This window comes from Streptomyces sp. NPDC005551 (assembly GCF_042871785.1).
Lineage (GTDB): Bacteria > Actinomycetota > Actinomycetes > Streptomycetales > Streptomycetaceae > Streptomyces.
Genome location: NZ_JBIAJE010000004.1, coordinates 80930 through 106659 on the forward strand (window position 1 = coordinate 80930; position 25730 = coordinate 106659).

Annotated in this window: 19 protein-coding genes and 2 tRNA genes; 8 read left to right on the forward strand and 13 right to left on the reverse strand. The window is 73.0% G+C overall.

The window, feature by feature from the left end:
• Positions 1 to 78 precede the first annotated feature (78 nt).
• On the forward strand, positions 79 to 996 hold the full coding sequence (locus ACFYP4_RS12750; RefSeq protein ID WP_358852583.1) for an RNA polymerase sigma factor SigF: 918 nt from the start codon (positions 79 to 81) through the stop codon (positions 994 to 996).
• 536 nt (positions 997 to 1532) lie between these two features.
• Here the strand turns inward: ACFYP4_RS12750 and ACFYP4_RS12755 are convergent.
• Entirely contained in the window at positions 1533 to 1727 is a 195-nt protein-coding gene (locus tag ACFYP4_RS12755; protein ID WP_358852582.1) for a hypothetical protein, read from the reverse strand.
• Positions 1728 to 2036: 309 nt separating this feature from the next.
• Between ACFYP4_RS12755 and ACFYP4_RS12760 the strand changes: the two genes are divergently transcribed.
• The 3 genes from ACFYP4_RS12760 (at position 2037) to ACFYP4_RS12770 (ending at position 6037) form a co-directional block, all read left to right on the forward strand.
• A complete protein-coding gene (locus tag ACFYP4_RS12760) occupies positions 2037 to 2537 on the forward strand; it encodes a MarR family transcriptional regulator (RefSeq protein ID WP_358852581.1) in 501 nt (166 codons plus the stop codon).
• 21 nt (positions 2538 to 2558) lie between these two features.
• Complete coding sequence (locus ACFYP4_RS12765) at positions 2559 to 5093, forward strand: MFS transporter (protein WP_388785146.1); 2535 nt, start codon at positions 2559 to 2561, stop codon at positions 5091 to 5093.
• Between the two features lie 122 nt (positions 5094 to 5215).
• Positions 5216 to 6037 (forward strand): YceI family protein, encoded by an 822-nt coding sequence (locus ACFYP4_RS12770; RefSeq protein WP_358852579.1) that lies wholly within the window; start codon positions 5216 to 5218, stop codon positions 6035 to 6037.
• A gap of 139 nt (positions 6038 to 6176) precedes the next feature.
• On the opposite strand, the gene ACFYP4_RS12775 is transcribed toward ACFYP4_RS12770, so the two are convergent.
• Together ACFYP4_RS12775 and ACFYP4_RS12780 are read right to left on the reverse strand one after the other, a co-directional pair.
• Complete coding sequence (locus ACFYP4_RS12775; protein ID WP_358852578.1) at positions 6177 to 6950, reverse strand: GAF and ANTAR domain-containing protein; 774 nt, start codon at positions 6948 to 6950, stop codon at positions 6177 to 6179.
• 28 nt (positions 6951 to 6978) lie between these two features.
• A complete protein-coding gene (locus tag ACFYP4_RS12780) occupies positions 6979 to 7704 on the reverse strand; it encodes an ANTAR domain-containing protein (RefSeq protein WP_388785148.1) in 726 nt (241 codons plus the stop codon).
• Between the two features lie 236 nt (positions 7705 to 7940).
• Between ACFYP4_RS12780 and ACFYP4_RS12785 the strand changes: the two genes are divergently transcribed.
• Complete coding sequence (locus ACFYP4_RS12785; RefSeq protein ID WP_358852576.1) at positions 7941 to 8291, forward strand: STAS domain-containing protein; 351 nt, start codon at positions 7941 to 7943, stop codon at positions 8289 to 8291.
• A gap of 9 nt (positions 8292 to 8300) precedes the next feature.
• Complete coding sequence (locus ACFYP4_RS12790; protein ID WP_388785150.1) at positions 8301 to 8771, forward strand: PPOX class F420-dependent oxidoreductase; 471 nt, start codon at positions 8301 to 8303, stop codon at positions 8769 to 8771.
• Positions 8772 to 8865: 94 nt separating this feature from the next.
• On the opposite strand, the gene ACFYP4_RS12795 is transcribed toward ACFYP4_RS12790, so the two are convergent.
• The 8 genes from ACFYP4_RS12795 to ACFYP4_RS12830 all read right to left on the reverse strand — a co-directional run bounded on the left by ACFYP4_RS12795 (position 8866) and on the right by ACFYP4_RS12830 (position 17771).
• Positions 8866 to 11082: a glycosyltransferase family 39 protein gene (locus ACFYP4_RS12795; protein ID WP_388785152.1), complete on the reverse strand. Its 2217-nt coding sequence runs from the start codon at positions 11080 to 11082 to the stop codon at positions 8866 to 8868.
• Positions 11079 to 12674: a glycosyltransferase gene (locus tag ACFYP4_RS12800; RefSeq protein WP_388785154.1), complete on the reverse strand. Its 1596-nt coding sequence runs from the start codon at positions 12672 to 12674 to the stop codon at positions 11079 to 11081. The genes ACFYP4_RS12795 and ACFYP4_RS12800 overlap by 4 nt, the downstream gene beginning before the upstream one ends.
• Before the next feature lie 26 nt (positions 12675 to 12700).
• A complete protein-coding gene (locus ACFYP4_RS12805) occupies positions 12701 to 14299 on the reverse strand; it encodes a sensor histidine kinase (protein ID WP_388785156.1) in 1599 nt (532 codons plus the stop codon).
• Positions 14296 to 15036, reverse strand: coding sequence for a response regulator transcription factor (locus ACFYP4_RS12810; RefSeq protein ID WP_388785158.1), 741 nt, complete (start codon positions 15034 to 15036; stop codon positions 14296 to 14298). The genes ACFYP4_RS12805 and ACFYP4_RS12810 overlap by 4 nt, the downstream gene beginning before the upstream one ends.
• A gap of 121 nt (positions 15037 to 15157) precedes the next feature.
• A complete protein-coding gene (locus ACFYP4_RS12815) occupies positions 15158 to 16219 on the reverse strand; it encodes an amidohydrolase family protein (RefSeq protein WP_388785160.1) in 1062 nt (353 codons plus the stop codon).
• A gap of 83 nt (positions 16220 to 16302) precedes the next feature.
• On the reverse strand, positions 16303 to 17232 hold the full coding sequence (locus tag ACFYP4_RS12820; RefSeq protein ID WP_358852569.1) for a DUF2797 domain-containing protein: 930 nt from the start codon (positions 17230 to 17232) through the stop codon (positions 16303 to 16305).
• Positions 17233 to 17377: 145 nt separating this feature from the next.
• Positions 17378 to 17450: transfer RNA gene (locus ACFYP4_RS12825), tRNA-Arg, on the reverse strand.
• A 230-nt stretch (positions 17451 to 17680) separates the two neighbouring features.
• Positions 17681 to 17771 (reverse strand) — tRNA-Ser (locus ACFYP4_RS12830).
• 158 nt (positions 17772 to 17929) lie between these two features.
• On the opposite strand from ACFYP4_RS12830, the gene ACFYP4_RS12835 reads away from it, so the two are divergent.
• Both ACFYP4_RS12835 and ACFYP4_RS12840 read left to right on the forward strand, forming a co-directional pair.
• A complete protein-coding gene (locus ACFYP4_RS12835; protein WP_358852568.1) occupies positions 17930 to 18415 on the forward strand; it encodes an SSI family serine proteinase inhibitor in 486 nt (161 codons plus the stop codon).
• A gap of 245 nt (positions 18416 to 18660) precedes the next feature.
• Complete coding sequence (locus ACFYP4_RS12840; RefSeq protein ID WP_388785163.1) at positions 18661 to 23193, forward strand: PAS domain-containing protein; 4533 nt, start codon at positions 18661 to 18663, stop codon at positions 23191 to 23193.
• Positions 23194 to 23299: 106 nt separating this feature from the next.
• On the opposite strand, the gene ACFYP4_RS12845 is transcribed toward ACFYP4_RS12840, so the two are convergent.
• Together ACFYP4_RS12845 and ACFYP4_RS12850 are read right to left on the reverse strand one after the other, a co-directional pair.
• A complete protein-coding gene (locus ACFYP4_RS12845; RefSeq protein ID WP_388785165.1) occupies positions 23300 to 24976 on the reverse strand; it encodes a long-chain fatty acid--CoA ligase in 1677 nt (558 codons plus the stop codon).
• 165 nt (positions 24977 to 25141) lie between these two features.
• Complete coding sequence (locus ACFYP4_RS12850) at positions 25142 to 25696, reverse strand: SigE family RNA polymerase sigma factor (protein WP_358852321.1); 555 nt, start codon at positions 25694 to 25696, stop codon at positions 25142 to 25144.
• Between the last annotated feature and the right edge of the window lie 34 nt (positions 25697 to 25730).

The window sequence follows — 25730 nt, forward strand, 5'->3', positions numbered from 1 at the left end:
CCGCCGGTATTCAGGTGGAGGCTGCGTTCCTCCGACGGGAGCGTCCGCCGCGACCGTCCGCGACCCAAAGGGGGTGGCATGTCCGCAGTCCAGGGCAGCTCGAAGGTGCTCACGCTCACGAAGAGCGACTCCGCGCCCGACGTGCTTCACGACGTCCCGGCCCTTCCGGACCAGGAAGCCGTCCCGGCCCTCCCGGACCAGGAGGCCGCCGTTCCGGCGCTTCCCGCACCGGGAGCCATCGACACCCGCACCCTGTCCCGCTCCCTGTTCCTGCGGCTGGCCGCACTCGACGAGAGCAGCCCCGAGCGCGCCTACGTACGCGACACCCTCATCGAGCTGAACCTCCCGCTCGTCCGGTACGCGGCAGCACGCTTCCGCTCGCGCAACGAGCCGATGGAGGACATCGTCCAGGTCGGCACCATCGGCCTGATCAAGGCGATCGACCGCTTCGACTGCGAACGCGGCGTCGAGTTCCCGACGTTCGCGATGCCGACGGTCGTCGGCGAGATCAAACGGTTCTTCCGTGACACCTCCTGGTCGGTGAGAGTCCCGCGCCGCCTCCAGGAGCTGCGCCTCGCGCTCACCAAGGCCAGCGACGAGCTCTCACAGAAGCTCGACCGCTCACCGACCGTCGCCGAACTCGCCGTGGTGCTGGGCGTGTCCGAGGAGGACGTGGTCGACGGCCTCGCCGTGGGCAACGCGTACACCGCCTCCTCGCTGGACTCCCCGGCCCCCGAGGACGACGGCGGCGAGGGCTCCCTCGCCGACCGCCTCGGCTACGAGGACCCGTCCCTGGAGGGCGTCGAGTACCGCGAGTCCCTCAAGCCGCTGCTCGCCAAGCTGCCGCCCCGCGAGCGCCGCATCATCATGCTGCGCTTCTTCGCGAACATGACCCAGTCGCAGATCGGCGAGGAGGTCGGCATCTCGCAGATGCACGTCTCCCGGCTGCTCACCCGGACGCTCGCCCAGCTGCGCGAGGGCCTCATCTCCGACTGACATCCACGCGTTGACGGTCGGTCGGCCACGCTGACGCGACGCGTCGAGGCCGACACGCGGCCGCCGAAGTGTCCCGACGGGCGCCGCGGCGGCCGTCGTCCGTCCGGGCGCCGCGCGGCCGAAGGGTTCGCCGTGGCCGACGGTCCCGCCGACGGGACACCCCGACGGCGGTGCGGCCAGAGGGGTTGACGCCCACGCTGCTGGACGACGAGAACGGTGCGTCCGGATCCGGTGGGGGCGCGGGCGCCAAGCAGGTTGCGCGGCCCGGGAGTTCGGGCTCGGCGGGCTCAGTGGCGGCCGACTCGGGGCCGGCACGGTCGCCTCGTCCGGGCGTGAACGGTGGTGCACGGACGTCGGGTTCCCCGGACGGGGATGACAATTCCGCTTCCGCGCAGAACGGTTGCAGGGCGCGGTGCAGCGACCGGGCACCCGGCGAGTCCCCCGCGCCGGAGCCGCGGCACGCACGGCGAGCGGACCCGGTCGGGCGGAGCCGGGGGTCCGATGGAGGTGGCCCGCCCCTGGAGGCGGGCCACGGGTTACGCGAGTGCCAGCCAGGCCACGGCGGCGACGATGACCACGGCGGCCACGACGCCGAGGATCAGGCCGATGCGGGGGCCCGACCGGGCCGCCTGCCGGGGGGCGGCCTGGGGGGCCTCGTCGACGAAAGCGCGGAACATCTGGGTGCTACCCGCGGGGTCGTAGTTGCCCTCGGGGCCCTGGGTGTGTGCCATGGCCCTGGACCCTAGCGAATGCGCCGGGGCTGCCCAAGTGCGGGTTCCGCCTGGAGGCCTGCCGAGCGGCCGGGCGCGGCGGTTCACCCCTGCTCGCGGGCTTCCCGGCGGCCAGGCCGGAAAGCCCGCCCATGGCGGCCCAGCGGGGCCGATGGATCACCAGCACGCTCCCGCAAACCCCTGACCTGCCGGTTTACAGTCACCAATGCTTGCCTTTGCCAACTTTTTAGGGCGACTGGTCCCATTTAGTTTGCCTGCGGCAACCAACTGTCTCTATGGTTGCCCTAAGCAACGAACACGGGAGGTGCGATGGCCGAGCGGGCGCAGTACGCGGAACTGGCTCGTCAGCTCAGCGCCATCGGTGCCGTGAAGAGGGACATGGGGCGGATCCTGCCGCACGACTGCCCGGCGGGTTCCGCCGCGGTGCTGACGCTGCTCGGCCGGCACGGTGACATGCGGATGAGCAGGCTCGCCGAGCTGCTCTCCGTGGACATGTCGGTGACCAGCCGCCACGTCGCCCATGTCGCGGACCGGGGCTGGATCGAGAGGTCCCCCGACCCGGCCGACAAGCGCTCACGCATCCTGCACCTCACCGCCGCGGGACAGCGGCAGCTCGACGAACTCTCCCAGCGCTCGTCGCAGCTGCTCGCCGACCGGCTGAGCCACTGGACCGACGACGAGGTCGGCCTGCTCATCGCGCTCATGGCCCGGCTGCGGGAGAGCTTCGGCGACTGCCGTGCCGCCGCACCGCACCGGCCGGCACCCCCGCACTCGTACGCGAGCGAACCGACCACCCGTACACCCGCATAAGAACGTAAGAAAAGGAAGCCCATGGCAACGACCACACCAGCCGGTGTGCGGGCTCACGCCAAGCACGGAGGTGGGTCCTCCGACGGCGCTCCGATGACGCACCGGCAGATCATGGAGGCGCTCTCCGGGCTGCTGCTCGGCATGTTCGTCGCGATCCTGTCGTCGACGATCGTCTCCAACGCACTCCCCGAGATCATCGGGGACCTGGGCGGCGGCCAGTCCGCCTACACCTGGGTCGTCACGGCCTCGCTGCTGGCCATGACGGCGACCACGCCCCTGTGGGGCAAGCTCGCCGACCTCTACAGCAAGAAGGCGCTCGTCCAGATAGCGCTGATCATCTACGTGCTGGGCTCCGTGGTGGCCGGCCTCTCGCAGAACGCGGGCATGCTGATCACCGTCCGGGTCGTCCAGGGCGTCGGCGTCGGCGGTCTGTCCGCCCTCGCGCAGATCGTGATGGCCGCGATGATCTCCCCGCGCGAGCGGGGCCGCTACTCCGGCTACCTCGGTGCGACCTTCGCCGTCGCGACCGTCGGCGGTCCGCTGCTCGGCGGTGTCATCACCGACACGTCGTGGCTCGGCTGGCGCTGGTGCTTCTACGTCGGTGTGCCCTTCGCGGTCATCGCGCTGATCGTCCTGCAGAAGACCCTGCACCTGCCCGTCGTGAAGCGCGAGGTGAAGGTCGACTGGGGCGGCGCCTTCTTCATCTCGGCCGCGGTCTCCCTGCTGCTGCTGTGGGTCACCTTCGCCGGTGACAAGTACGACTGGATCTCCTGGCAGACCTACACCATGCTCGCCGGCGCGGTCCTGCTCGGCCTGCTCTTCGTGCTCGTCGAGTCCAGGGCGAGCGAGCCGATCATCCCGCTGCGGCTGTTCCGCAACCGCACCATCACGCTGTCGTCGATCGCCTCGCTGTTCGTCGGCGTCGCCATGTTCACCGGCACGGTCTTCTTCAGCCAGTACTTCCAGCTGGCCCGCGACAAGTCCCCGACGATGTCCGGCGTGATGACCATCCCGATGATCGCCGGCCTGTTCGTCTCCTCCACGGTCTCCGGCCAGGTCATCACCAAGACCGGCAAGTGGAAGGCCTGGCTGGTCAGCGGTGGAGTCCTGGTGACCGCGGGACTCGGTCTGCTCGGCACCATCCGGTACGACACGCAGTACTGGCACATCGCGATCTACATGGCGCTGATGGGCCTCGGCATCGGCATGATGATGCAGAACCTGGTGCTGTGCACGCAGAACCAGGTGGCCCCCGCCGACCTCGGCGCGGCCAGCTCCACCGTGACGTTCTTCCGGTCCCTCGGCGGCGCGATCGGCGTCTCCGCGCTGGGCGCCGTGATGGCCCACCGGATCACCGACTACGCCAAGGACGGCCTGACCGACCTCGGCCCCAAGTACGCTTCCGCCGCCGCCGGTGCGAGCTCCGGCAGCAGCATCCCGGACATGGACGCGCTGCCCGTGCCGCTGCGCACCGTGATGGAGAGCGCGTACGGCCACGGCATCGCGGACGTCTTCCTGATCGCCTCCGCGACGGCGCTGATCGCCTTCTTCGTGACCCTCTTCATCAAGGAGGTCCCGCTGCGCACTTCCGGCGGTCTGGCACAGGCCGCCGAGGCGAACACCGCGGCGACGGCCCCCGCCGCCCCCGCGGCTCCCGCGGCTCCCGCCGCCGTCCAGGAGCAGACCCCGAGCTGGGCGCTCAAGGAGACCGGCCCTGCCGAGGCGGGCCCCGAGGGCACACAGCGGCTCGGCGCCGTCGCCACCGCCGCGGCGGCCGCAACCACCGCGGGTTCCGGCGGGATACCGGTACGCGGACACATCCGCGGTGCCGAGAGCGCACCCGTGCCGCGGGCCGCGGTCACCCTGATCTCGCTCGCGGGACGGCAGCTCGGCCGCTCCGTCGCGCAGGCCGACGGCGCCTACGCGCTGGACGCTCCCGGCACCGGCTCGTACGTCCTGATCGCCTCCGCCGACGGCTTCCAGCCGCAGGCCTCGACGATCGTCGTCAACGACGAACCGGTCGCGTACGACATCCTGCTGAGCGGTACCAGCGGGCTGAGCGGTGTGGTGCGAGGCGCCGGGTCCGGGACCGCGGTCAAGGACGCCATGGTCATCGTGACCGACGTGCGCGGTGACGTGCTGGCCACCGGAACCACCGGCGAGCAGGGCGAGTTCACCTTCGCCGAGCTGGTCCCGGGCGCCGTGACCGTCGCGGTCAACGCGGCCGGGCACCGGCCGACGGCCCTGCCCGTCGAGGTCGGCGGCACCGGGGTCACCCGGGTCGAGGTCGAGCTCAGCCCCGGCGCCCAGGTCCAGGGTGTCGTCCGGGCACCGGGCGGCCCGCTCGGCGACGCCCGGGTCACCCTGGTCGACGCGGCCGGCAACGTGATCGGCACGGCCAGGACCGGCGCCGACGGGGCGTACGCCTTCACCGACCTGGACAGCGGCGAGTACACCGTCATCGCGACGGGCTACCCGCCGGTGGCCACCTCGCTGACCGTGAACGGCCACGGCCCCGACCGCCACGACATCGAACTCTCCCACCCGGGCGAGTAGTTCGGCCCCGGCCCGCGGGGCGCACTCCGAGCGGAGGTGCGCCCCGCGGGCCGGTCTCTTTTTCGACCGGTCCGAACGGCTCCGCCGGCTTCGGACAGCTTTGCTTGCAAGGAGAAAACGGGATGGGACTGACCGCACGGATTCGCACGCGGGACGGATGGGCCGTGTCGCACGCCGTCGTCACGGTGACCGACATGACGGGCACGCAGGTGCTGCGGGCCGAGGCCGACGACGAGGGAGCCGTACGGGACACGACCGCCCTGGCACCCGGCGCGTACACCGTGATCGTCACCGCGGTCGGGTACGCCCCCGCCGCGTCCAGCGCGATCGTCACGGCGAGCGGACGGGCCGAGATCGGCAACGTCGTCCTCGCCCGCCAGGGCGGCACCGAGCTGCCCCCGCCGGGCCCGTGGACCATCGACCCCGCGCACTCCTCGGTGGGCGCGGTCGCCCAGCACCTGGGCATCTCCAGCGTGCACGGCCGGTTCACGGAGTTCACGGGCCTGATCGACATCGCCCCCGACGACATCGCCAAGTCCCGGGTCGAGGCGGTGATCTCCGCGGCCTCCATCGACACGGGCAACGGCATGCGCGACGGGCACCTCAAGTCGCCCGACTTCCTCGACGTGGAGACGTACCCGCGGATCACCTACCGCTCGACGGGCCTGAGCCCCGCCGGTTCCGACCGCTGGACGGTGCACGGCGAACTGACCATGCACGGCGTCGTACGCTCCGTCGACCTGGACCTCGCCTACCTCGGCACCGGCGCCGACCCCTGGGGCGGCACGCGCGCCGCGTTCCGCGCCGGCGCCGAACTGCGCCGCGAGGACTTCGCGATGAACTACAACCAGGTGCTCCAGGCGGGCATCTCCGCCATCGGCACGACCCTGCGGGTGGAGCTGGACATCCAGGCGGTGCAGGGGGACGCACTGCCGGCCGTCTGACGGCCCGGGCGGTGAGGTGGTGAGGCGGTGAGGCGGTGAGGCGGTCAGACGGTAGGGCGGGTCAGACGTCGGACGGCCCGGGGGCGGTCACTGTCGGCCGTCCGGCGGCGGGATGCCCGGCGCTCTCGGCCGCCGGGTCTCAGCCGCCGGCCCGGGAGCCGTCCGGGGCCCTGCCGTCGCGGGTGGCCGGGGCGGAGCGGGACACCCGGGCCACCAGGTCGCCGCACAGGTCCCTGAGCTTGACGTTCGAGTCCTGCGAGGCCCGGCGCAGCATGTCGAGTGCCACCCGGGCGTCGCAGCGCTCCTTCGCCATGAGGATGCCGACCGCCTGGTCGATCACACTGCGTGAGAGCAGGGCGGTCCTGACGTCCCCCGCCGACGTCCGCTCGCGCTCGATGCGCAGCGCGGCGTTGATCGCCTCCGCGGCGCGCTCCGCGAACGCGCGGGCGGTCTCCCGGCGGTCGCGGAAGGCGTCCTCCGTCACGGCGTAGAGATTCAGCGCCGCGTCGGTCTCGCCGTCGACCGGGAGCGGGACGGCCAGCACCGAGCGGATCCCCTGGGAGAGCGCGTAGGGGGTGTACGAGGGCCAGCGGGTCTCCTGCGCCAGGTCCGGGGAGTACTGCTCGGCGTCCACCTTGGCCGCCCGGACGCAGGGCCCGTCGCCGTTCTCGTACTGGCGCTGGTCGAGTCCGCTCGGCAGGCCGCTCGTGCCCGCCAGGGTGAGCAGCCGCCCGTCACGGCGCACCGTGATGCTGCACGCCGCCGCCCCCTCCACGGCGAGCACCGCCCGCTCCGTCAGGTCCCTGAGCAGGGTGTCCAGTCCGCCGCTCTGGGCAAGTGCCTCGTGCAGCGTGCGGGCCCCCGGTGCGGCTGCGGCCCGTGGCGGCCGGGGCGGATCGGCTGGAGGTCTCATACGGAACGGGTATCCCGTCGGCACCCGCTCACGCCTGGTCCCGCACGTCCACGATCCGTCCGGCCAGGTCGCGCAGCTTCACGTTCTCGCGCTGCGAGGTCCGCACCAGGCTGTCGAAGGCCTCCGCCGCGTCGATGTCCAGGCGCTCCATGAGGATGCCCGTGGCCTGTCCGATCAGGTCGCGGGTGCGCATGGCCTCCGTCAGCTGCTCCCGTACGGTCGCCGTCTCCAGCGCGATGCTGACGTGCGCGGTGAGCAGTCGGCCGATCCGTCTCGCCCGGGCGTCGAAGGCGCCCGGCTTTCCCGCGTAGACGGTGAGCACGGTGAGCCGCCGGCGGTCCGCGCGCAGGCGCAGGGAGAGCACCGAGCGCAGGCCGAGGCCCGACAGGGTGAGTTCGCCGTCGTCGGCGGCGCCGCTGTCCTCGATCCCGGCGACCGGCGCGCTCCAGAGGTCGGTCCAGTACGCGCGGTGCTCACGGCCCGCGTCGAGCGCGTCGGCGGAGCGTACGACGTCGTCGGTCCAGGCGAGGGTCTGCCGGGGTGCGGCGTCCTCGATGACGGAGACGCCCGCGTGCTCGGCGCCGGGCAGGAGATGGACGGCGAGCCGGGCCGCGGTACGCAGGGTGGCGTGCGCCGTCGAGGTCTCGTGCAGTTGCCGAGCGGCCGCCGTCAGCTCTTCGGCCAGCTCGAAACCCGCAACAGAACGGGGCAATTCACTAAAGTCGGACGCAGCCACCACGAACCTCTTCGGCATGCATGGCCAGGGTCCCGTCGTCGTCCGACGACAGATCCCGGCGCCATGCGCAGGAGAGCTCCGCAGCACATTCCCGACTGCGAGCACAGGACGAACAGAACTTTAGCTGTTCCGATGGGGTGAGTTGCGGCTCGGTGCCCCGGCTACCGGCGGGACCGGCGCGCGTGATGAAATGGCGTCACAGGTCAGGAAGCGGCCTCATCGGAACCGGACACACGTCTCTCAGGTGAGTCGTCATGATCTTCTCCCCGACCCCACGTGACCTGCCGAACTGCACGCTCGTCACGCTGCCGGCGGACATCGACATCTCCAACGCCGACGCACTGCGCGCCGGGACCATGAACGTCGTGAACGCGCGCGGGGACCGCCTGCGCCTGCTCGTGCTGGACCTCACGACCACCGGCTTCATGGACTCCCAGGGCGTACGCCTGATCAACGAGGTGCGGGCGCACGTACACCGTCCGCCCCGGACCGAGGTGCGCGTGGTGGCGGCCCCCGGAGGGCTGGTGAGCCGCGTCCTGGAGCTGACCGGAGTGCGCCGGGACGTCGCCGTGTACGACGACCTCGCGGAGGCGATCCGGTCCTAGGCTGGCCGTATGGCACCTCACATCGCGACGAACACCGCCGTAACCCTCGACGAGTTGCTGGACTTCGTACGGCCCCGGCACCGCGCCGTCCTGCTGACCCGGCGGGCCGACGGCGGTCCCCAGGGCTCGCCCCTGACCTGCGGGGTCGACGACTCCGGCCGCATCGTCGTCTCCACCTACCCGGAGCGCGCCAAGACGCGGAACGCCAAGCGGGACGAGCGGGTCAGCCTGATCGTGCTGAGCGACGAGTGGAACGGACCCTGGGTCCAGATCGACGGAACCGCCGAGGTCATCGACGCGCCGGACTCCGTCGAGCCGCTCGTCGAGTACTACCGCACCATCGCGGGGGAGCACCCGGACTGGGACGAGTACCGGGAGGCGATGCGCAGGCAGGGCAAGTCGATCATCCGGGTCACGCCCGAGCGGTGGGGTCCGGTGGCGACGGGCGGTTTCCCGGCGCGGCTGGCCGAGCAGGACTGACCCCGGTGCTCCCGGCCCGCGCCCGCGCCCGCGGTACACGAAGGCGGTGGCCCGAAGCGCTCGCGCCCGGGGCCACCGCCTGGTGAGAGATCCGTCAGCTGCCGCTCTTCGGCTTCGTCAGGTCGTAGAAGGTGGCCGAACCGACCGTCACCTTCCGGTAGTTGGCCTCGACCCACGAGGTGATCGAGGCCGCGGAACCGGAGTTGCCGCCCCCGCCGCCGGCGCCACCCGCGATGAAGTAGTGGATCTTTCCGTCCTCGACGTACTTCTCGAACCGGGCGAGCGTCGGGGACGGGTCGCTGCCGTTGAAGCCGCCGATCGCCATCACCGGGTCACCGGTGGCGAGCTGGTAGCTGGCGCCGTTCTGGGAGCCGATGGTCGCGGCCACCCAGGTGTACTGGCCGGCGTCCGCCTTCAGCAGCTTCTTGGCCTCGGCGCCGACGGACGCGCCGTTCAGCAGGCCGCCCACGCCGCCGCCTCCCATGCCGCCCACGCCCATACCGCCCTGCGGGGCCCGGCCTTCGGCGCCCTGCGGAGCCTGCCCGATGCCCTGCGGAACCTGCCCGTTGCCCTGCTGGTTCGTGCCGCCGGGGAAGCCGTTGCCGCCGCCGTTGCCGCCGCCCGGAGGCTGACCCGTGCCACCGCCCTGCGGCGCACCGTTCCGCTGGTTCTGACCGGGCATGCCGCCGCCCGTCCGCCCGCCACCGGGACCGCCACCGGGACCGCCCATCATGCTCGCGCCGGCCGGACCGGCCGTGACGATGGAGCCCGTGTGACCGGTGTCCACCGTGCTCAGCGTGTACGCCGTCGGACCCGCGACCGCCGCCACGAAGCTCAGCCCGGCCGCCGCGAGGGCCAGTTGCCGGCCCAGCCACGCCACGAAGACCAGTCCGAGCGCGCCGACCAGCCCGCCGACGAGCACCAGCCACTTCAGCCAGGGCAGGTAGTCGGAGGTGCGGTCGAGGAGCACATAGCCCCAGACCGCCGCCGCGGTGACCGACGCCGCGAGCGTCAGCGCGGCCCAGACCCTGCCCCGCTCCTCCCACAGCATCGTGGCGCCCATGCCGACCACGGCCGCGACGTACGGGGCCAGGGCCACCGTGTAGTACTGGTGGAAGATGCCGGCCATGTAGCTGAAGACGACCACGGTCATCAGCAGCGCGCCGCCCCACGCGAGGAACGAGCCGCGGGCCAGGTCGATCCGCCGCGCCTTCCTGGTCAGCCAGAGGCCCGCCACGAGCAGGACCAGCGCGGTGGGCAGCAGCCACGAGATCTGGCCGCCGATCTCGGAGTTGAACATCCGGTCCCAGCCGGTCTCACCCCACTGACCGGTACCGCCACCGCCCCCGCCGCCGACGCTGCCGGTCTCCTCGCCGTTGATCCGGCCCAGACCGTTGTAGCCGAAGGTCAGCTCCAGGAAGGAGTTGTTCTGCGAGCCGCCGATGTACGGGCGGGACGAGGCCGGCCACAGCTCGACGATCGCGACCCACCAGCCGCCGGAGACGACCAGCGCGGCCGTGGCGAGGGCGAGCTGCCCGAGACGCTTCCGCAGCCGCACCGGCCCGCAGACCCCGTACAGGATCGCCAGCGGCGGCAGGATCAGGAACGCCTGAAGGGTCTTCGTCAGGAAGGCGAGGCCGACCGCGACCCCCGCCCACACCAGCCACTTGGTGCGCCCGTCCTCCAGGGCGCGGATCACGCAGTACACCGTGACGGTCATCAGCAGCGCGAGCAGCGCGTCCGGGTTGTTGAACCGGAACATCAGCGCGGCGACGGGAGTGAGCGCCAGCACCGCACCGGCGATCAGGCCGGCCGCCGGGGAGAAGCGGCGCCGCACGGCCGCGTGGAGTACGCCGACCGTGGCGACGCCCATCAGCACCTCGGGGACGAGGATCGCCCACGAGCCGAGGCCGAACATCCGTACCGACAGCGCCATCGGCCACAGTGCGGCCGGGGGCTTGTCGACGGTGATCGCGTTGCCGGCGTCGAGCGAGCCGAAGAAGAACGCCTTCCAGCTCTGGCTGCCGGCCTGGACGGCCGCGGAGTAGAAGGAGTTGGCGTATCCGGACGCGCTCAGGTCGTACAGGTAGAGCAGGCCGGTGGCGAGGAGCAGGGCGAGCAGGGCCGGGCGGGCCCAGCGCGGGTCCTCGGGCCGGCCGCGCCACAGCCGGCGCGCGAGGGGCTGCTTCGGTTCACCGGAACCGGGTGCCGCCGGGTGGGATGCGGCCGGTCCGTGCGCCGCGGACGCGGCGGGTGGCCCCCAGGACGGGGTGATGTCCCCCTGCGACGTCGTGTCGGGCTGAGTCGTCATCGTGCGTTCCTCGGATCGTGATCGTGCGGGCGCACCGTCTGCAGCTGCACGGTCGCGTCCCCCCTGGTGCGGTCCGCGACGTCGCCGGCGCGGAATTCTGTGGTGTCGTACGAGGACCGGTGCGCCGCCGGGCGCCGGGGCAGCGGCGCGTCGGTGTGCGGGCGTTGCGGCGCGTCGGTGTGCGGGCGTTGCGGCGCGTCGGTGTGCGGGTGCCGTGCGTCGGGGTGCGGGTGCCGTGCGTCGGTGTGCGGGTGCGGCGCCGGCTGCCGGGACTCCGGGCCCCCGGAGTACGGGTGCGCCGCCGTGGCGTACGGGGCCGGGGCGGGCGGGGCCACGGACGTGAAGGCGGGCTCGTCGCGGTCCGGGAAGACCCAGGCCCTGAAGAGCAGGAACCGCAGCACCGTCGCCGCGAGGTTGGCGGCGACGAGGACCGCGAGTTCCGTGGAGTGCGCGGGCTGGGACGTCGCCGCGTTCAGGGCGGCGAGCGAACCGCTGGTGAGGATCAGTCCAATGCCGAACACCACCAGTCCCTGGGCCTGATGGCGCAGAGCGCTCTCCCGGCCGCGGACGCCGAACGTGAGCCGCCGGTTGGCCGCCGTGTTCGCCACCGCCGAGACCAGCAGGGCGAGCGCGTTGGCGGTCTGCGGCCCCGCGACGGCCCGGAAGCCGGAGTACAGCAGCAGGTAGAACAGGGTCGACAGGACGCCCACCGCGCAGAAGCCGACCAGCTGACGCGCGAGGCCGCGGGGCACCCCGGCCAGGTCCCGGTCGCGCGGATCGTCCCCGAAGGGCCGCGCGAGGCGGTGCAGCGGCAGCGAACCCGTCGCGAGGGCCCGGCCCACCCGCCACACGCCCTTCAGGTCGTCCGTCGCCGTCCGCACGATGTGCACCGTCGAGTCCGGGTCGTCGACCCAGTCGACCGGCACCTCGTGGATGCGCAGCCCGGCCCGCTCGGCCAGCACCAGCATCTCGGTGTCGAAGAACCAGCCGGTGTCCTCCACCAGCGGCAGCAGCGCCTGGGCGACATCACGCCGGATCGCCTTGAAGCCGCACTGCGCGTCGGAGAAGCGGGCCTGCAGCGAGCCCCGCAGGATCAGGTTGTAGGTGCGGCTGATGAACTCCCGCTTCGCGCCGCGCACCACGCGCGACGAGCGGGCGAGCCGCGAGCCGATCGCCAGGTCCGAGTGACCGGAGATCAGCGGCGCCACCAGCGGCAGCAGGGCGTTGAGGTCGGTGGACAGATCCACGTCCATGTAGGCGAGGACCGGGGCGTCCGAGGCGGACCAGACGGTGCGCAGCGCCCTGCCGCGGCCCTTCTGCTCCAGGCGGAAGGATCTGACCTCCCCGATCTCCGACTCCAGCCGCGCGGCCACCAGCGGTGTGGTGTCCGTGGACGCGTTGTCCGCGATCGTGATGCGGAACGAGTACGGGAAGGTGCGTGCGAGGTGGTCGTGCAGTCGCCGCACACACGGCTGGAGGTCCTTCTCCTCGTTGTAGACGGGGATCACTACGTCCAGGACAGGCGTGCCGGCGTGTCCGGCCGGGAGGTGCTCCCGCGCCGGCAGGCTGCCGGGAGAAGAGTCGGTTCGCATGTCAACGACATTCGGCAACCGCCCTGTTACGCCCGTGTGGTGGCACTGTGCTGTGCCTGTGAGTACGGGTACGGTCCCGTTTCCACGGCGAGCGCGGGCAGATGCACCGTGAACACGGTCCTGCCGGGCATGCTGTCGACGGTCACGGCGCCCCCGTGCGCGGACGCGACGGCCTGCACGATGGCCAGCCCCAGGCCGGTCGAACCGGAGACCCGGGAGCGCGAGGAGTCACCGCGCGCGAAACGCTCGAAGACCCGGGGCAGCAGGTCCGCCGGGATGCCGGGGCCGTCGTCCTGGACGTCCACGCACAGCCACGGCCCGTGCCGGTGCACGCGCGCGGTCACGGTCGTCCCCGGCGGGGTGTGCGTGCGGGCGTTCGCGAACAGGTTGACCAGGATCTGCTGGAGCCGTGCGGCGTCCGCCGAGACCAGGGCCGGTTCGTCGGGCAGTTCGAGACGCCAGTTGTGGTCTCGGCCGGCCGCCCGGGCGTCGCTCACCGCGTCCACGACGAGCGGCACCAGGTCCGTCTGCTCGTACTGGAGCGGCCGCCCCGCGTCCAGGCGGGCGAGCAGCAGCAGGTCCTCGACCAGCAGGGTCATGCGCCCGGCCTCGGACTCGATCCGCCCGAGGGCGTGCCGGGTGTCGGGCCCGGTCTCCTCCCGGCCGCGCCGGGTCAGCTCGGCGTACCCGCGGATCGAGGCCAGCGGTGTGCGCAGCTCGTGGCTGGCGTCCGCGACGAACTGCCGTACCCGCGTCTCGCTCTGCTGGCGGGCGTGCAGCGCGCCGTGGATGTGGTCGAGCATGCGGTTGAGCGCGGCGCCGACCTGGCCGACCTCGGTGCGCGGGTCCGCCTCGGACTCCGGGACCCGTTCGTAGAGGGTCACCTCGCCGGTGTGCAGGGTGAGTTCGGAGACGCGGGTGGCGGTGGAGGCGACCCGGCGCAGCGGGCGCAGGGCGACTCCGACGAGGACCGACCCGGCGATACCGGCGGCCACGAGGCCGGCCGCGGTGACGCTGACCTCGACGAGGATGAGGGTGTTGATCGTGCTGGTCACGGACTCGGTGGGCAGGGCGACGTAGAAGCTGCCGCGATTGCCGTCCATGTACTTGACGCGGTACTCGCCGAGCCCCGGCAGGTCCAGGGTGTGCTCGCCGGTCTTCGGGACGGACGCGAGCACCGCCTTCTGCGCCCCGGTGAGGTTCTTGGTGGTCATCCGGAAGCTCTCGCTGGCGGAGGCCTTGTTCTCCTTGGTGACGACCGCCTTCGAGATCCCGCCGTCGTCGCCGACCTCGGCCACGACGGTGTCCGGCTGGGTCCCGCCCCTCGTGGCGAAGTCGAACGGGTCGTCGGGCGGATCGAGTTGGCCGTCCGGGCCCTGGTTCCCCGTGTCCGGCCGCTGGACCCCGAGGGGCTTCTTCGGGCCACCCGTCGCCCGCTCGCCGACCTCCTTGACCTGTTCGCTCAGCTGATGGGACAGGTGCTCTTCCAGCGCGATCGTCGTCACCGTGCCGATGACGGCGCACACCACCGCGATGAGGGTGACCGCCGAGACGACGAGCCGCGTCCGCAGCGTCCGCGGCCGGGATGCTCGCTTCTGCCCGCGCGGCCGTCGTCGTCCGCTCACGACACGGCGGGCTTGATCAGGTAACCGGCACCGCGGCGGGTGTGGATCATCGGCTCGCGGCCCGCGTCTATCTTGCGCCGCAGATACGAGATGTAGAGCTCGACGACATTGGCCTGGCCGCCGAAGTCGTACGACCACACGCGGTCGAGGATCTGCGCCTTGCTCAGCACCCGGCGCGGATTGCGCATCAGGAACCGCAGCAGCTCGAACTCGGTCGCCGTGAGGTGGATGTTGTCGCCGCCCCGGGTCACCTCGTGGCTGTCCTCGTCGAGGGTCAGGTCCCCGACGACGAGGACGGAGTCGCTGCGCCGGTCGGCGGCACCGGAGCGGCGGATCAGCCCGCGCAGCCGTGCCACCACCTCTTCGAGGCTGAACGGCTTGGTGACGTAGTCGTCGCCGCCCGCGGTGAGTCCCGCGATGCGGTCCTCCACGGCGTCCTTGGCCGTGAGGAAGAGCACGGGCACGTCGGGCAGGTCCCGGCGCAGCCGGCCGAGCACCGCGAGCCCGTCCATGTCGGGCAGCATCATGTCGAGCACCACGGCGTCGGGCCGGAACTCACGGGCGGCCTGCACCGCTCCGTGTCCGTCGCCCGCGCTGCGGATCTGCCACCCTTCGTAACGAAGGGCCATGGACAGCAGCTCGGTGATCGACAGCTCGTCGTCCACCACCAGCACTCGGACGGGGCTCCCGTCCGGCCTCAGCAGTTCGGTGCGCCCCTGGGGCGAGGTCGTGGTCATAGCGGACACACTGCTGGGCGCCGCTGAGAGCATCCTTTCGGGAAGCTGTGATTTGCCTGAGAAACGCACAGGCGCCTCTCAGGAAGCGCCTAGGTGCACGGGCCCGCGGGGCGGACACGGCCTAGGGAGTGCCGAGCCCGAAGAGGCGGGCGCCGTTGTCGTGGCAGACCGCCCGCAGCCAGTCGTCGCCGAGTCCGAGCCGCTCCAGCGCGTGCAGCTGATGGACGTACGGATACGGGATGTTGGGGAAGTCCGTCCCGAGCAGGACCCGGTCCCCGAGGGCGGCGAGCCGGGGCAGCGCCTTTCGGGGGAACGGCGCGAGTCGCTCGCTGAAGTCGGTGAGTGCCATGGTCGTGTCCAGCCGCACCTCGCCGTACCGCTCCGCGAGCCCGAGGAAGTCCTCGTACTCCGGCATCCCGAGATGCGCGACCACGAGCCGCAGCCGGGGGTGCCGGGTGAGGACACCGGCGACCGGTCCCGGCCCGGTGTACCTGCCCGGCGCGGGACCGGAACCGCAGTGCACGACGACCGGGACCCCCGCCTCGGCGAGCAGTCCCCACGCGGGATCCAGGAGCGGGTCGCCGGGGTCGTACGCGCCCACCTGCACATGCGCCTTGAACACCCGCGCCCCCGCGTCGAGGGCCTCCTTCACATACGTCTCGACGCCCGGCTCGGGGAACAGGGTCGCCGTGTGCAGACAGTCGGGGGTGCGGCGGGCGAAGCCGACGGCCCAGTCGTTGAGCCAGCGGGCCATGCCGGCCTTGTGCGGGTAGATCATCGCGGTGAAGGCCCGGGCGCCGAACCCCCTGAGGACCGCGAGGCGTTCCTCCTCGTCGGCGCGGTAGGTGATCGGCCACTCGACGCCGCCCGTGAGGGGCCCGAGCGCGTCGAAGTAGCGCCAGACCTTGCGCAGGACGCGCTCGGGCATGAAGTGCGTGTGCACGTCGACGAGCCCCGGAAGCCCCAGCCGCGCCCAGAACCCGCGCACTTCGGCGGTGCCGGGGTCGACGTGACCGCCGGGGGCGGGGGCGGCGCCTGTCGGGGTGCCGGGGGCGTCGGCGGACTCTGGGCCGGTGCCGGTGCCGGTGTCGGTGCCGATGACCCTGCCGGTACCGGTACCGGTGCCGGTGCCGGTGGCGTCGGCCATGGCGTCCGCCTCCCGGGCGGCGCGGTGATCGCTCATGTCCGCCACTCTCGGTCCGGGCGCCCGCCGGCGTCCAGCACCGTGGCAGGGGATCCTGCGGCACGGCCCTGTCCGCCGCGTCCTCAGAACAGTCCGTCCTGCACGCTTCCCGCGGACCGCCTCGACTCCCGTACGGGAAAGGGCGGCAGGCCCTCCCCTCCGCCGGCGGTCAGCTCCCAGCCGGGCATCAGCCGCGTGTCGAGGACGACGACCCCACGCGCGGTCGCGAGATGCAGATCGGGACCCGCGGCGGCGAGCAGCACACCGCTCACGGCACACCCGGCGGCCAGTTCGCTCACCACACCGTCGGTCGGCGGCAGCCCGGCGAGTCCGAACACCCCCGTGTGGTCCACGGGCCGGAACGGCACGCGCTCCAGGGACTCGGGCCACCCGTCGAGCCGGCCGGCCCGGGCGTGCAGCTCGGCGATCTCCGCGGTCCGCTCCCGGGCGCCTGCGTCCGCCCCCACCGTTTCCGCGGCGGGCGTCCCGGCTGCCGCCCGGGCCCCGGGCAGCTCGCCGCGCACCGCGCGCTTCACGGCGTACGGAATCCGGTCGGGCACCCCGAGCGCGGCCCGCAGCAACTCCTCGGCCCGCCGGGCGGCCATCAGCGGCCCGCGTCCCAGCCAGCTGAACGTGACGGCCCCCTGCTCCAGGAGCCGCGCGGACCCTCGCCCGACTCCGGTGATGCCCACCTTGACCAGGCCGGGCCCGAACCACGCCAGATACACGTGGTACGGCCGCTGGTCGTCGGCGACGGTGTCGGCGGCCACGGAGTGGGCCCGCTCCAGCCGAGCGCACTCCTCGCAGCGCGCCCCGCCGCTGCGCCCCGGCACGACGGCGCCCCGAGGACACGCGTGCCCCCGCGCCCCCACGCAGGTCCGCACCCCGCCCTCCACCACGCCGAAGGCGACGCGCTGCCCCCGGACCAGCGCGCTGCTCCGCCCCCCGCCCCACACCAGCACGGGCCCGTCCGCCCCCCAGCGCAGCCCCGAACAACTCCACACCCGTGCCATCCCCCGAGCGTAGCCAGCGCCACTGACAACGCCCCGGCCCCCGATCCGCCCGACGCCCCGGTTCCTGTCCCCGACGCCACGCGCTTCACCACCGCACCGCTCACGCAAAAGGCCCCCGGATCTCTCCGGGGGCCTTCAACCTGTGTGCACTCGGCAGGATTCGAACCTGCAACCTTCTGATCCGTAGTCAGATGCTCTATCCGTTAAGCTACGAGTGCCTGTGTGTTCTGTTGTGTGGTGCTCTTCCTTCCGGGCTTTTCCGCCTGGTCGGCGTTGCGGGAACAACATTACATGACTGGCGCCGTGAGGCGAAATCCGTTTGTCGCACCCGGCCTGACCTGCGGAAATACCCGGATCGGGGGTGATCCGGGGCCGAGACCGTAGGCGTACGGGACCGGGAGAACGGCCGAAGCCCCGGTCGTGACGACCGGGGCTTCGGGATCGAGCGCGGAGGCGGAGGGATTTGAACCCTCGATGGGCTTTAAGGCCCAAACCGCATTAGCAGTGCGGCGCCATAGACCGGACTAGGCGACGCCTCCAGCACAACCAGCCGCGCGAGCGCGAATGGTGCGTGCAGATGATGACACAGCCGAGCGGGGTGTCACCAATCGCCCCCCACGGTACTAGGCAGGCGGGCCGCAGGGCAAAGCCCCGACCGGCGGCGCAACCACACGCGCGGTGAGGCGTTAGTCCGGTCATGAGTCCTGTCATGTCCCGGGTCACCCTGCGCCGGCTCGCCCTCGCGGCGGCCGCCTCCGCCGCCGCCCTGTCCGCCGCGCCCGCCGCGCACGCCGCACCCGTGCCCGATCCCCTGTCCCTTCCCCTGATGCCGCCGCCCGCGGCCGGCGGTGAGGACCCCGGTGACCATCTCGTCGTCACCGTCGACCACGCGGGCGCCGCCGACGGGAGGTACGAGCTGGACTGCCACCCGGACGGCGGCACCCATCCCGACGTACGCGGCGCCTGCGACAAACTCGAACACGGCACCCGGTGGGGCAGGGACCCCTTCGCCTCCGTACCGGAGGGCACGATCTGCACCATGCAGTACGGCGGCCCGGCCACCGCGCACGTCACCGGCACATGGGCCGGACGTCCCGTCGACGCGAGGTACGACCGCGGGGACGGCTGCGAGATCGGGCGGTGGAACGCGCTCGTGCCGCTGCTGCCCGACCTCGGCGGGTAGCCGTCACCCTCTTCCGGGGGAAAAAAGTCAACAGCCCGGCCCGGGCCGGACATGTCCAAGTCGTGCTTCCGAGGGGTGAAATGCACGGTCACAGCTCCTACGTACCTTCTGCGTGCGACCTCCCTCTCATCCGGCATCGCGGGCGCGACCTCTGCCCGTAGACTCCCCCGCGTGACACGCTGCGGGACGGTTGGCAAGATGGCCCTCGCGGTCAGCAAGGTGCGGTAACAGGGAGGAAGCGTCTCGTGAGCAGCAGGCCATCCCGAGGCGCTGCTCGCCTCGCAGCCATACTGGACGCGCTTCCCGACGCGTTGGTGCTGGTCAACGCCAATGGGACCGTCGTCAACGCCAACACCATCGCCCTGGAGGCCTTCGAGGCCCCGGGGACGGCTCTGGTGGGCCGGGGGCTCCTCGATCTGCTCCCGGAGTTCGACTCCAGGCTGATCCCCGGCTCGATGCGACGGCCCGAGTCCATGGACCAGAGCGGCCGGACCAAGCCGACCCGGATGGTCGCCCGGCGGACCGACGGCAGCGAGTTCCCGGTCGAGGTCACCAGTGCGAATCTGGAGAACGGCCAGCAGGCCTACGACGGCTACGGCTACACCGGTGACGAGCTGCTCATGCTCGTCGTCCGCGATCTGTCGGGCACCGTAGACACCGAGGCCGAACTCGCGCGCTCGCAACGCCAGACCGAGATGATCCTGCGGGCCGCGTCCGAGGGCGTCGTGGGCACGGACACCGACGGGCGGGTCGTGCTCGTCAATCCGGCCGCCGCCCAGATACTCGGCTACCGCGCCAGCGATCTCGGCGGCCAGGACCTGCACGCGCTCATCCTGCACTCGCGGGCCGACGGCGAGCCGTTCGCGTTCGCCGAGTCGCCGCTCGCCGACACCCTGCGCTCCGGGCGCAAGCACCGGGTGCGCGGGCAGGTCGTGTGGTCCAAGTCCGGTGCCCAGGTGTCGGTCGACCTCACGACCGCGCCGGTCCGTGACGGGGACCAGCTCGTGGGCGCCGTGATGACGTTCACCGACCGGCGGCCCTACGACGCGCTGGCCGAGGAGAAGGAGGCCGAGGCCGCCCGTCACACGGAGGAGCTCGCCCGGGTCGCCGGCGAGCACACCGCGGAACTGGAGCGGCTGCGGGAGCGGCACACCGACGAACTCGCCGCGCTGCGCGAGCAGCACGCGGAGGAACTGGGCGCGGGCGACGACCGCTACGCGGCGCTCGCCGAGCGCGAGAAGGACCGCTTCGAGGCACTCGCCGCGCGGCACGAGCAGTTGCTCGCCGTGCTCGACACCTCCCTGCGCGGACCGCTGGACCAGCTGCGCGGCGAGCTGTCGAAGCTCGCCGCCGACGACGCGGGCCAGCTGTGGCCCGAGGCCAACCAGGTCCTCCACCACCTCGCCGCGGGCTATTCGCGGATCACCACGCTCGTCGACAGCGTGCTCAGCTACCAGCGGCTGGACGCGGGCACCGAGGGCATCACCCGGACGAACGTCATGCTCGACGCGGTCGTCGCGGCCGGGGTCGACGGCGCGGTCGAGCTGATCGGTCCCGGCCGTGTGCAGTTCGCCGTGCACGCGCCGCCCATCGAGGCCGAGGTCGACCCCGAGCGGCTCGCCACCGCGCTCGCGCATCTCGTCGCCGACGTGGCGGGAGTCGACGCGACGGGCAACGCGCCCGTGTCGGCGGGCGGTTATCTGGACAACACGGTGGTCGTGGCGGCGGCGCAGCGCGGCGAGGTCGTCCGCATCGAGGTGCGGGGCCCGTACTCCGGGGGTGACCCGGTGCACGAGCCGATCGTCCGGGGCATCGTGCGGGCGCACGGAGGTGTGCTGCAGACGCACGAGGTGCCGGGGATGAGCGGCAGCGCGTACGTCCTGGAGGTGCCGATCGGCGGCGGCGCGGGCGCGGTCGAGGCCCCCGTGGCCGGGCAGTCGCCCGGCGCCGAGCTCGCCCTCCCCGAGCAGGCCGCGCAGCAGCAGGGGAGCGGACGGCGGCGGGCCCGGCGGTCCTCCGTGGACTCCTTCCTGGAGAGCCCGGTGGCGGACACCGACACCGGTGTGAACATCCCGGCGGGTTCCGGACCGGCCGCCCAGGACCAGGGTGCCGCCGCGCCCACCGGGCGGCGCAGGCGCCGTGCGGGAGAGCCCGCTGCGCCCGCCGAGACCCCGCTCCCCGCGCAGGTGCCGGAGGACGAGGACCCGAACACCGGGGCTCCCGGTGGTACCGGACGGCGGCGCGGACGGCCGAGCCCCGTCGAGGGGGACGCCGGGGGCGTCGCCGAGGGCGCGGTCCTCATGGCCGGCGAGCACTCCGCCGCCACCGCCGCCGCGGGTACGGGACTCGGCGGTACCGTGCCCCCGCAGGGCGTGCCCGCCCCGTCGGGCCGGCGTGCCCGCCGGGACACCGAGCAGCACGCGCTGCCACCGGCGCTGCCCGCGGCTCAGAACACGCCGGGTGCCGATGCCCGGGCCGAGGCCGCCGACGCGGGGCCGACCGGCCGCCGGCGTCGCGCCCTCGCCGCCGCGGCGGAGCGTGCCGCGGCGCAGGAGGCGGGCGCCCGTACGGTGTTCGCCCTGCCGCCCGCCGAGGCCGACCGCTCGCCCGGGCACGTGGGTGCCGAGGCGCTCTCCCCGGCCGGGCAGAGCGGGGCGTACGCGGGTGCCGCTCCCGGCGTCGTCCCGGTGGACGACGGCCGGCACGACGTGATGCCGCACGACGGGGCCGACGACCACACCCCGCCGCAGCCGCATCCGGTGCCGGCTCCGACGGGACGCCGCCGCGCCCGCCCGGCTCCGGCCGAGACGGACGCACCCGCCGCATCCTCCGCACCTTCCGCACCCGTGCAGGACGTCTCCATGCCGAGCATCCCGGGGCAGGGTGTCCCGGGGCAGGGCGTGCAGCCCCGGATGCCGGGCGTACCCGCGCAGGCCGTGCCCGGGCAGGGTGGTCCGGGCGCGGGACGACCCGCCGCCGGTCAGCCCGCGGCGCAGTCCGCGCCCGGTCCCGTACCCGCTCCCTCCGCCGGCCGGGCCGTTCCCGTCGGGCCGGAACAGACGGCCGGCGCACAGGCTCCCGTGTCCCGGGCCGCCGCCGGGCAGGCCCCGGCCGGGCGCAGGGCTCTCAGCCCGGCCGCACCCGCGCAGCCGGCCCCGGGACACACCGTGGCCAGACACGGCGCCCCGAACCCACCGCACCCGGCACAGCCCGTACCCGCACCAGGCGTTCCCGGCCCGGCCGCACCCGCGCAGCCCGTTCCTCCCTACGGTGGTGCTCCCGGTCAGACGCCTCCCGCGGCTGCCCCCGCCCCCGAGGGGGCCCCGGCGGCTCCGGGTGTGCCCGGCGCAGCCGAGAACACACCCGCGGAGCCGGACGGCGTGCGGAGCGAGGCTCCGCCGGCCCGGCCGGGCGGGACCGCGACCCCCGCCGGCGGTGTTCCCGCGCAGGGCACCGCCCCGGAGCCGTCCGGGCCCTGGCCCGCCGCCGACGACACGTCCGGCACCGGTCACCCGGTACCGGCGCAGGCCCCGGCGCCGGCGGGGCAGACCCCCGCCTCCGGCACTCCGCTTCCGCCCGAGCGCCCCGCCCCGCCCCGCGCCGCTCAGCCGCTGCCCGCCGAGGCCGCCGTGCCCGTCGACCCGAACTCGACCCAGGGGCGCGCGTTCAGCGTGCGGACGCTCGGCCAGGGCGTGCCGTTCGGCCGCCCGGCTCCCGCGCCGAACCAGCAGCAGCCGGTCCCCCAGCAAGTGCCCGCACAGGCGCTGCCGGGTTCGCAGACCCCCACGCCTCCCCCGCACCAGACCAACGGTTCCGGCCGCCGCCGCAAGCTCGGCACGCGTCCCGAGTCCGCCGCCGAGCGCCCGGAGACCGGGGGCCGTCCCCACCCGCAGAGCGGCCAGTCCCGTCCCGCCGGCGGCACCGAGGGCGCCGGACGCTCGTACGCCATAGGAGCTCCGGACCGGAACGCCGACGAGGGCCCCGAGCCGCTCGACGGTCCCGGCGGCGCCGTCGAGGTCGCCGACCAGCCCCAGCCGCGGCCCATGGACGACGAGCTGCCCCCGGAGCCGCTCGACAACCCGCGGCGCCTGCTCGTGTGGCCCGCCCCCGACGTGACGACCCAGCAGGCGCTCAGCGACCGCGGCTACCGGCCCGTCGTGGTGCACTCGCGCGAGGAGGTCGACGCACAGATCGCCGCCTTCCCCGCCGCGCTGTTCGTGGACCCGCTCACGGGCCCGATCACCCGCACCGCGCTCCAGTCGCTGCGCCAGGCCGCGGTGGCCGCCGAGGTACCCGTCCTGGTGACGGCGGGACTCGGCCAGGCGACGCGTGAGGCGGCGTACGGCGCCGACCCCGCCGTGCTGCTGAAGGCGCTCGCGCCGCGCGACTCGGAGCAGCACCCGCCGCGGGTGCTGCTCATCGAGGAGCACGGGGAGATCGCGCTGGCGCTCACGGCCTCGCTGGAACGGCGCGGGATGCAGGTCGCCCGGGCGGCGTCGGACGAGGACGCGGTCACGCTGGCCGCGCAGCTGCGGCCGAACCTCGTGGTGATGGACCTGATGCAGGTACGGCGTCGGCGCGCCGGGATCGTCGACTGGCTGCGCGCGAACGGCCAGTTGAACCGCACGCCCCTCGTCGTCTACACCGCCGCCGTCGATCAGACGGAGCTTCCGCGCCTGGCGGCGGGGGAGACGGTCCTGTTCCTCGCCGAACGCTCGACCAGCGTCGAGGTGCAGGACCGGATCGTCGACCTGCTGGCGCGCATCGGCACGAACTGAGTTGTCGTACAACAGGGTTGGGGCGCTGTTTCACGTGAAACAGCGCCCCGGTCCGTGTCTGCCCGCGCTCCGGTGTCCGGTCGGCGGGGCGGGTCCTTCGTGACCGTCAGAGCTGCGTGACGTCCAGGTCGCCGGCCGCGTACTTCCTGCGGAGCACCTTCTTGTCGAACTTGCCGACGCTCGTCTTGGGCACCGACTCGATGATCGTCCAGCGCTCCGGCAGCTGCCACTTGGCGATCTTGCCCTCGTCGGCGAGGAAGGCGCGCAGGCCGGCGAAGTCGGTGGTGGCGCCCTCCTTCAGCACGACGGTGGCGAGCGGGCGTTCACCCCACTTCTCGTCCGGTACGGCGACCACGGCGGCCTCGGTGACGTCCGGGTGGGACATGAGGGCGTTCTCCAGGTCGACCGAGGAGATCCACTCGCCGCCCGACTTGATGACGTCCTTGGCCCGGTCCGTGAGGGTCAGGAAGCCGTCGGAGCTGATCGTGCCGACGTCACCGGTCTTGAGCCAGCCGTCCTCGCTGAACTTGTCGGCGGGACGCAGCGCCTCGGCGCCCTGGCCGCCGTAGTACGCGCCCGCGATCCACGGACCGCGCACCTCCAGCTCGCCCGCGGACTCCCCGTCCCAGGGGAGCCGCTCGCCGCCGGGTCCGGTCAGCCGCGCCTCGACACCGGCCGGGAAACGGCCCTGCGTGAGGCGGTAGGCGAACTCCTCCTCGGTGCCCACGACATGCGCCGGCGGTCGCGCCACCGTGCCGAGCGGGGAGGTCTCCGTCATGCCCCAGGCGTGACAGACCCGCATCCCCAGCTCGTCGAACGCCTGCATGAGCGAGGGCGGGCAGGCCGAGCCGCCGATGGTGACCTGGGTGAGGGAGCTGACGTCCCGGGGCTTGGCGTGCAGCTCGGCGAGGAGCCCCTGCCAGATGGTGGGGACGGCCGCCGCGTGGGTCGGCCGCTCGCTCTCGATCATCTCGGCGAGGGGGGCCGGCTGGAGGAAGCGGTCCGGCATCAGCATGTTGACGCCCGTCATGAACGTGGCGTGCGGCAGGCCCCAGGCGTTGACGTGGAACTGCGGGACCACGACCAGGGAAGTGTCCTCGTCGGTGAGCCCCATGGACTGGGCCATGCAGACCTGCATCGAGTGCAAGTAGATCGAGCGGTGCGAGTAGACGACGCCCTTCGGGTCTCCGGTGGTCCCGGAGGTGTAACACATGGCAGCGGCCGTGCGCTCGTCCAGCTCGGGCCAGTCGAAGACGGTCGGCTTGCCCGCGATCAGGTCCTCGTACTCGTGCACCTGGGCCGCCGCACCCGACAGCAGCGCGCGGTCGCCGGGGCCCGAGACCACGATGTGCTCGACCGTGGGCAGCTGGGGCAGGAGCGGGGCGAGCAGCGGCAGCAGCGAGCCGTTGGCGAGGATCACGCGGTCGGCGGCGTGGTTGACGATGAAGACCAGCTGCTCCGCGGGAAGGCGGAGGTTGAGCGTGTGCAGCACCGCGCCCATCGACGGGATCGCGAAGTACGCCTCGACGTGCTCCGCGTTGTTCCACATCAGGGTGGCCACGCGTTCGTCGCCGGTGACCCCCAGGTCCTCGCGAAGGGCGTGCGCGAGCTGTGCGGTCCGGTCGCCGATCTCCGCGTAGGAGCGGCGCTGCGGGGCGCCCTCACCGGTCCAGGTGGTCACCTGCGACGTTCCGTGGACGCGTGCCCCGTGGGTCACGATCCTCGAGATCAGCAGCGGTACGTCCTGCATCGTGCTCAGCACGGCGTCCTCCCGGGGCGGCATTGCCTACGCGGTGGTAATAAGGCTGGCCTGATTCTGCGCACATACCACTCGGTATGTCACTAGTTCCGGGTGATCGATCAGGCCTCAGTTCTCCGCGGCCCGTCTCCGGCACCCCCGGCGGCCAGGACGTCTGCCGGGGACGGGAGGCTGCCCCGGCCCGAACCCCTACCGCACCGGGCTCAGCTCGGGGTCCTCCCGCAGCTTGCCCAGCGCACGCGACACGGCCGACTTGACCGTGCCGACGGAGACGCCGAGCACCTCCGCCGTCTGCACCTCGCTCAGGTCCTCGTAGTACCGCAGGACGACCATCGCCCGCTGCCGGGCGGGCAGCTTCGTGATCGCCCGCCACATCGCGTCGTGCAGCGCCTGGTGCTCGGCGGGGTCCCCGGCGGGCAGGCCCGCCGGCTCCGGCAGCTCGTCGCACGCGAACTCGTCCACCTTGCGCTTGCGCCACTGCGACGTCCGCGTGTTCAGCAGCGCACGGCGGACGTAGCCGTCGAGCGCCCGGTGGTCCTCGATGCGCTCCCAGGCCACATACGTCTTGGCCAGCGCGGTCTGCAGCAGGTCCTCGGCGTCGCACGGGTTCGCGGTGAGAGACCGGGCGGTGCGCAGCAGCACCGGCTGACGGGCCTTCACGTAGGAGGAGAACGACGGGTAGGAAAGGGTCTGCCTCGCCGACGTGACGGCTTTCGAAGCGCTGGTGCAGACGGGTGTGGTCATGGCTCCACGCTAGGAGCGACCCCCGGTTCGGCGG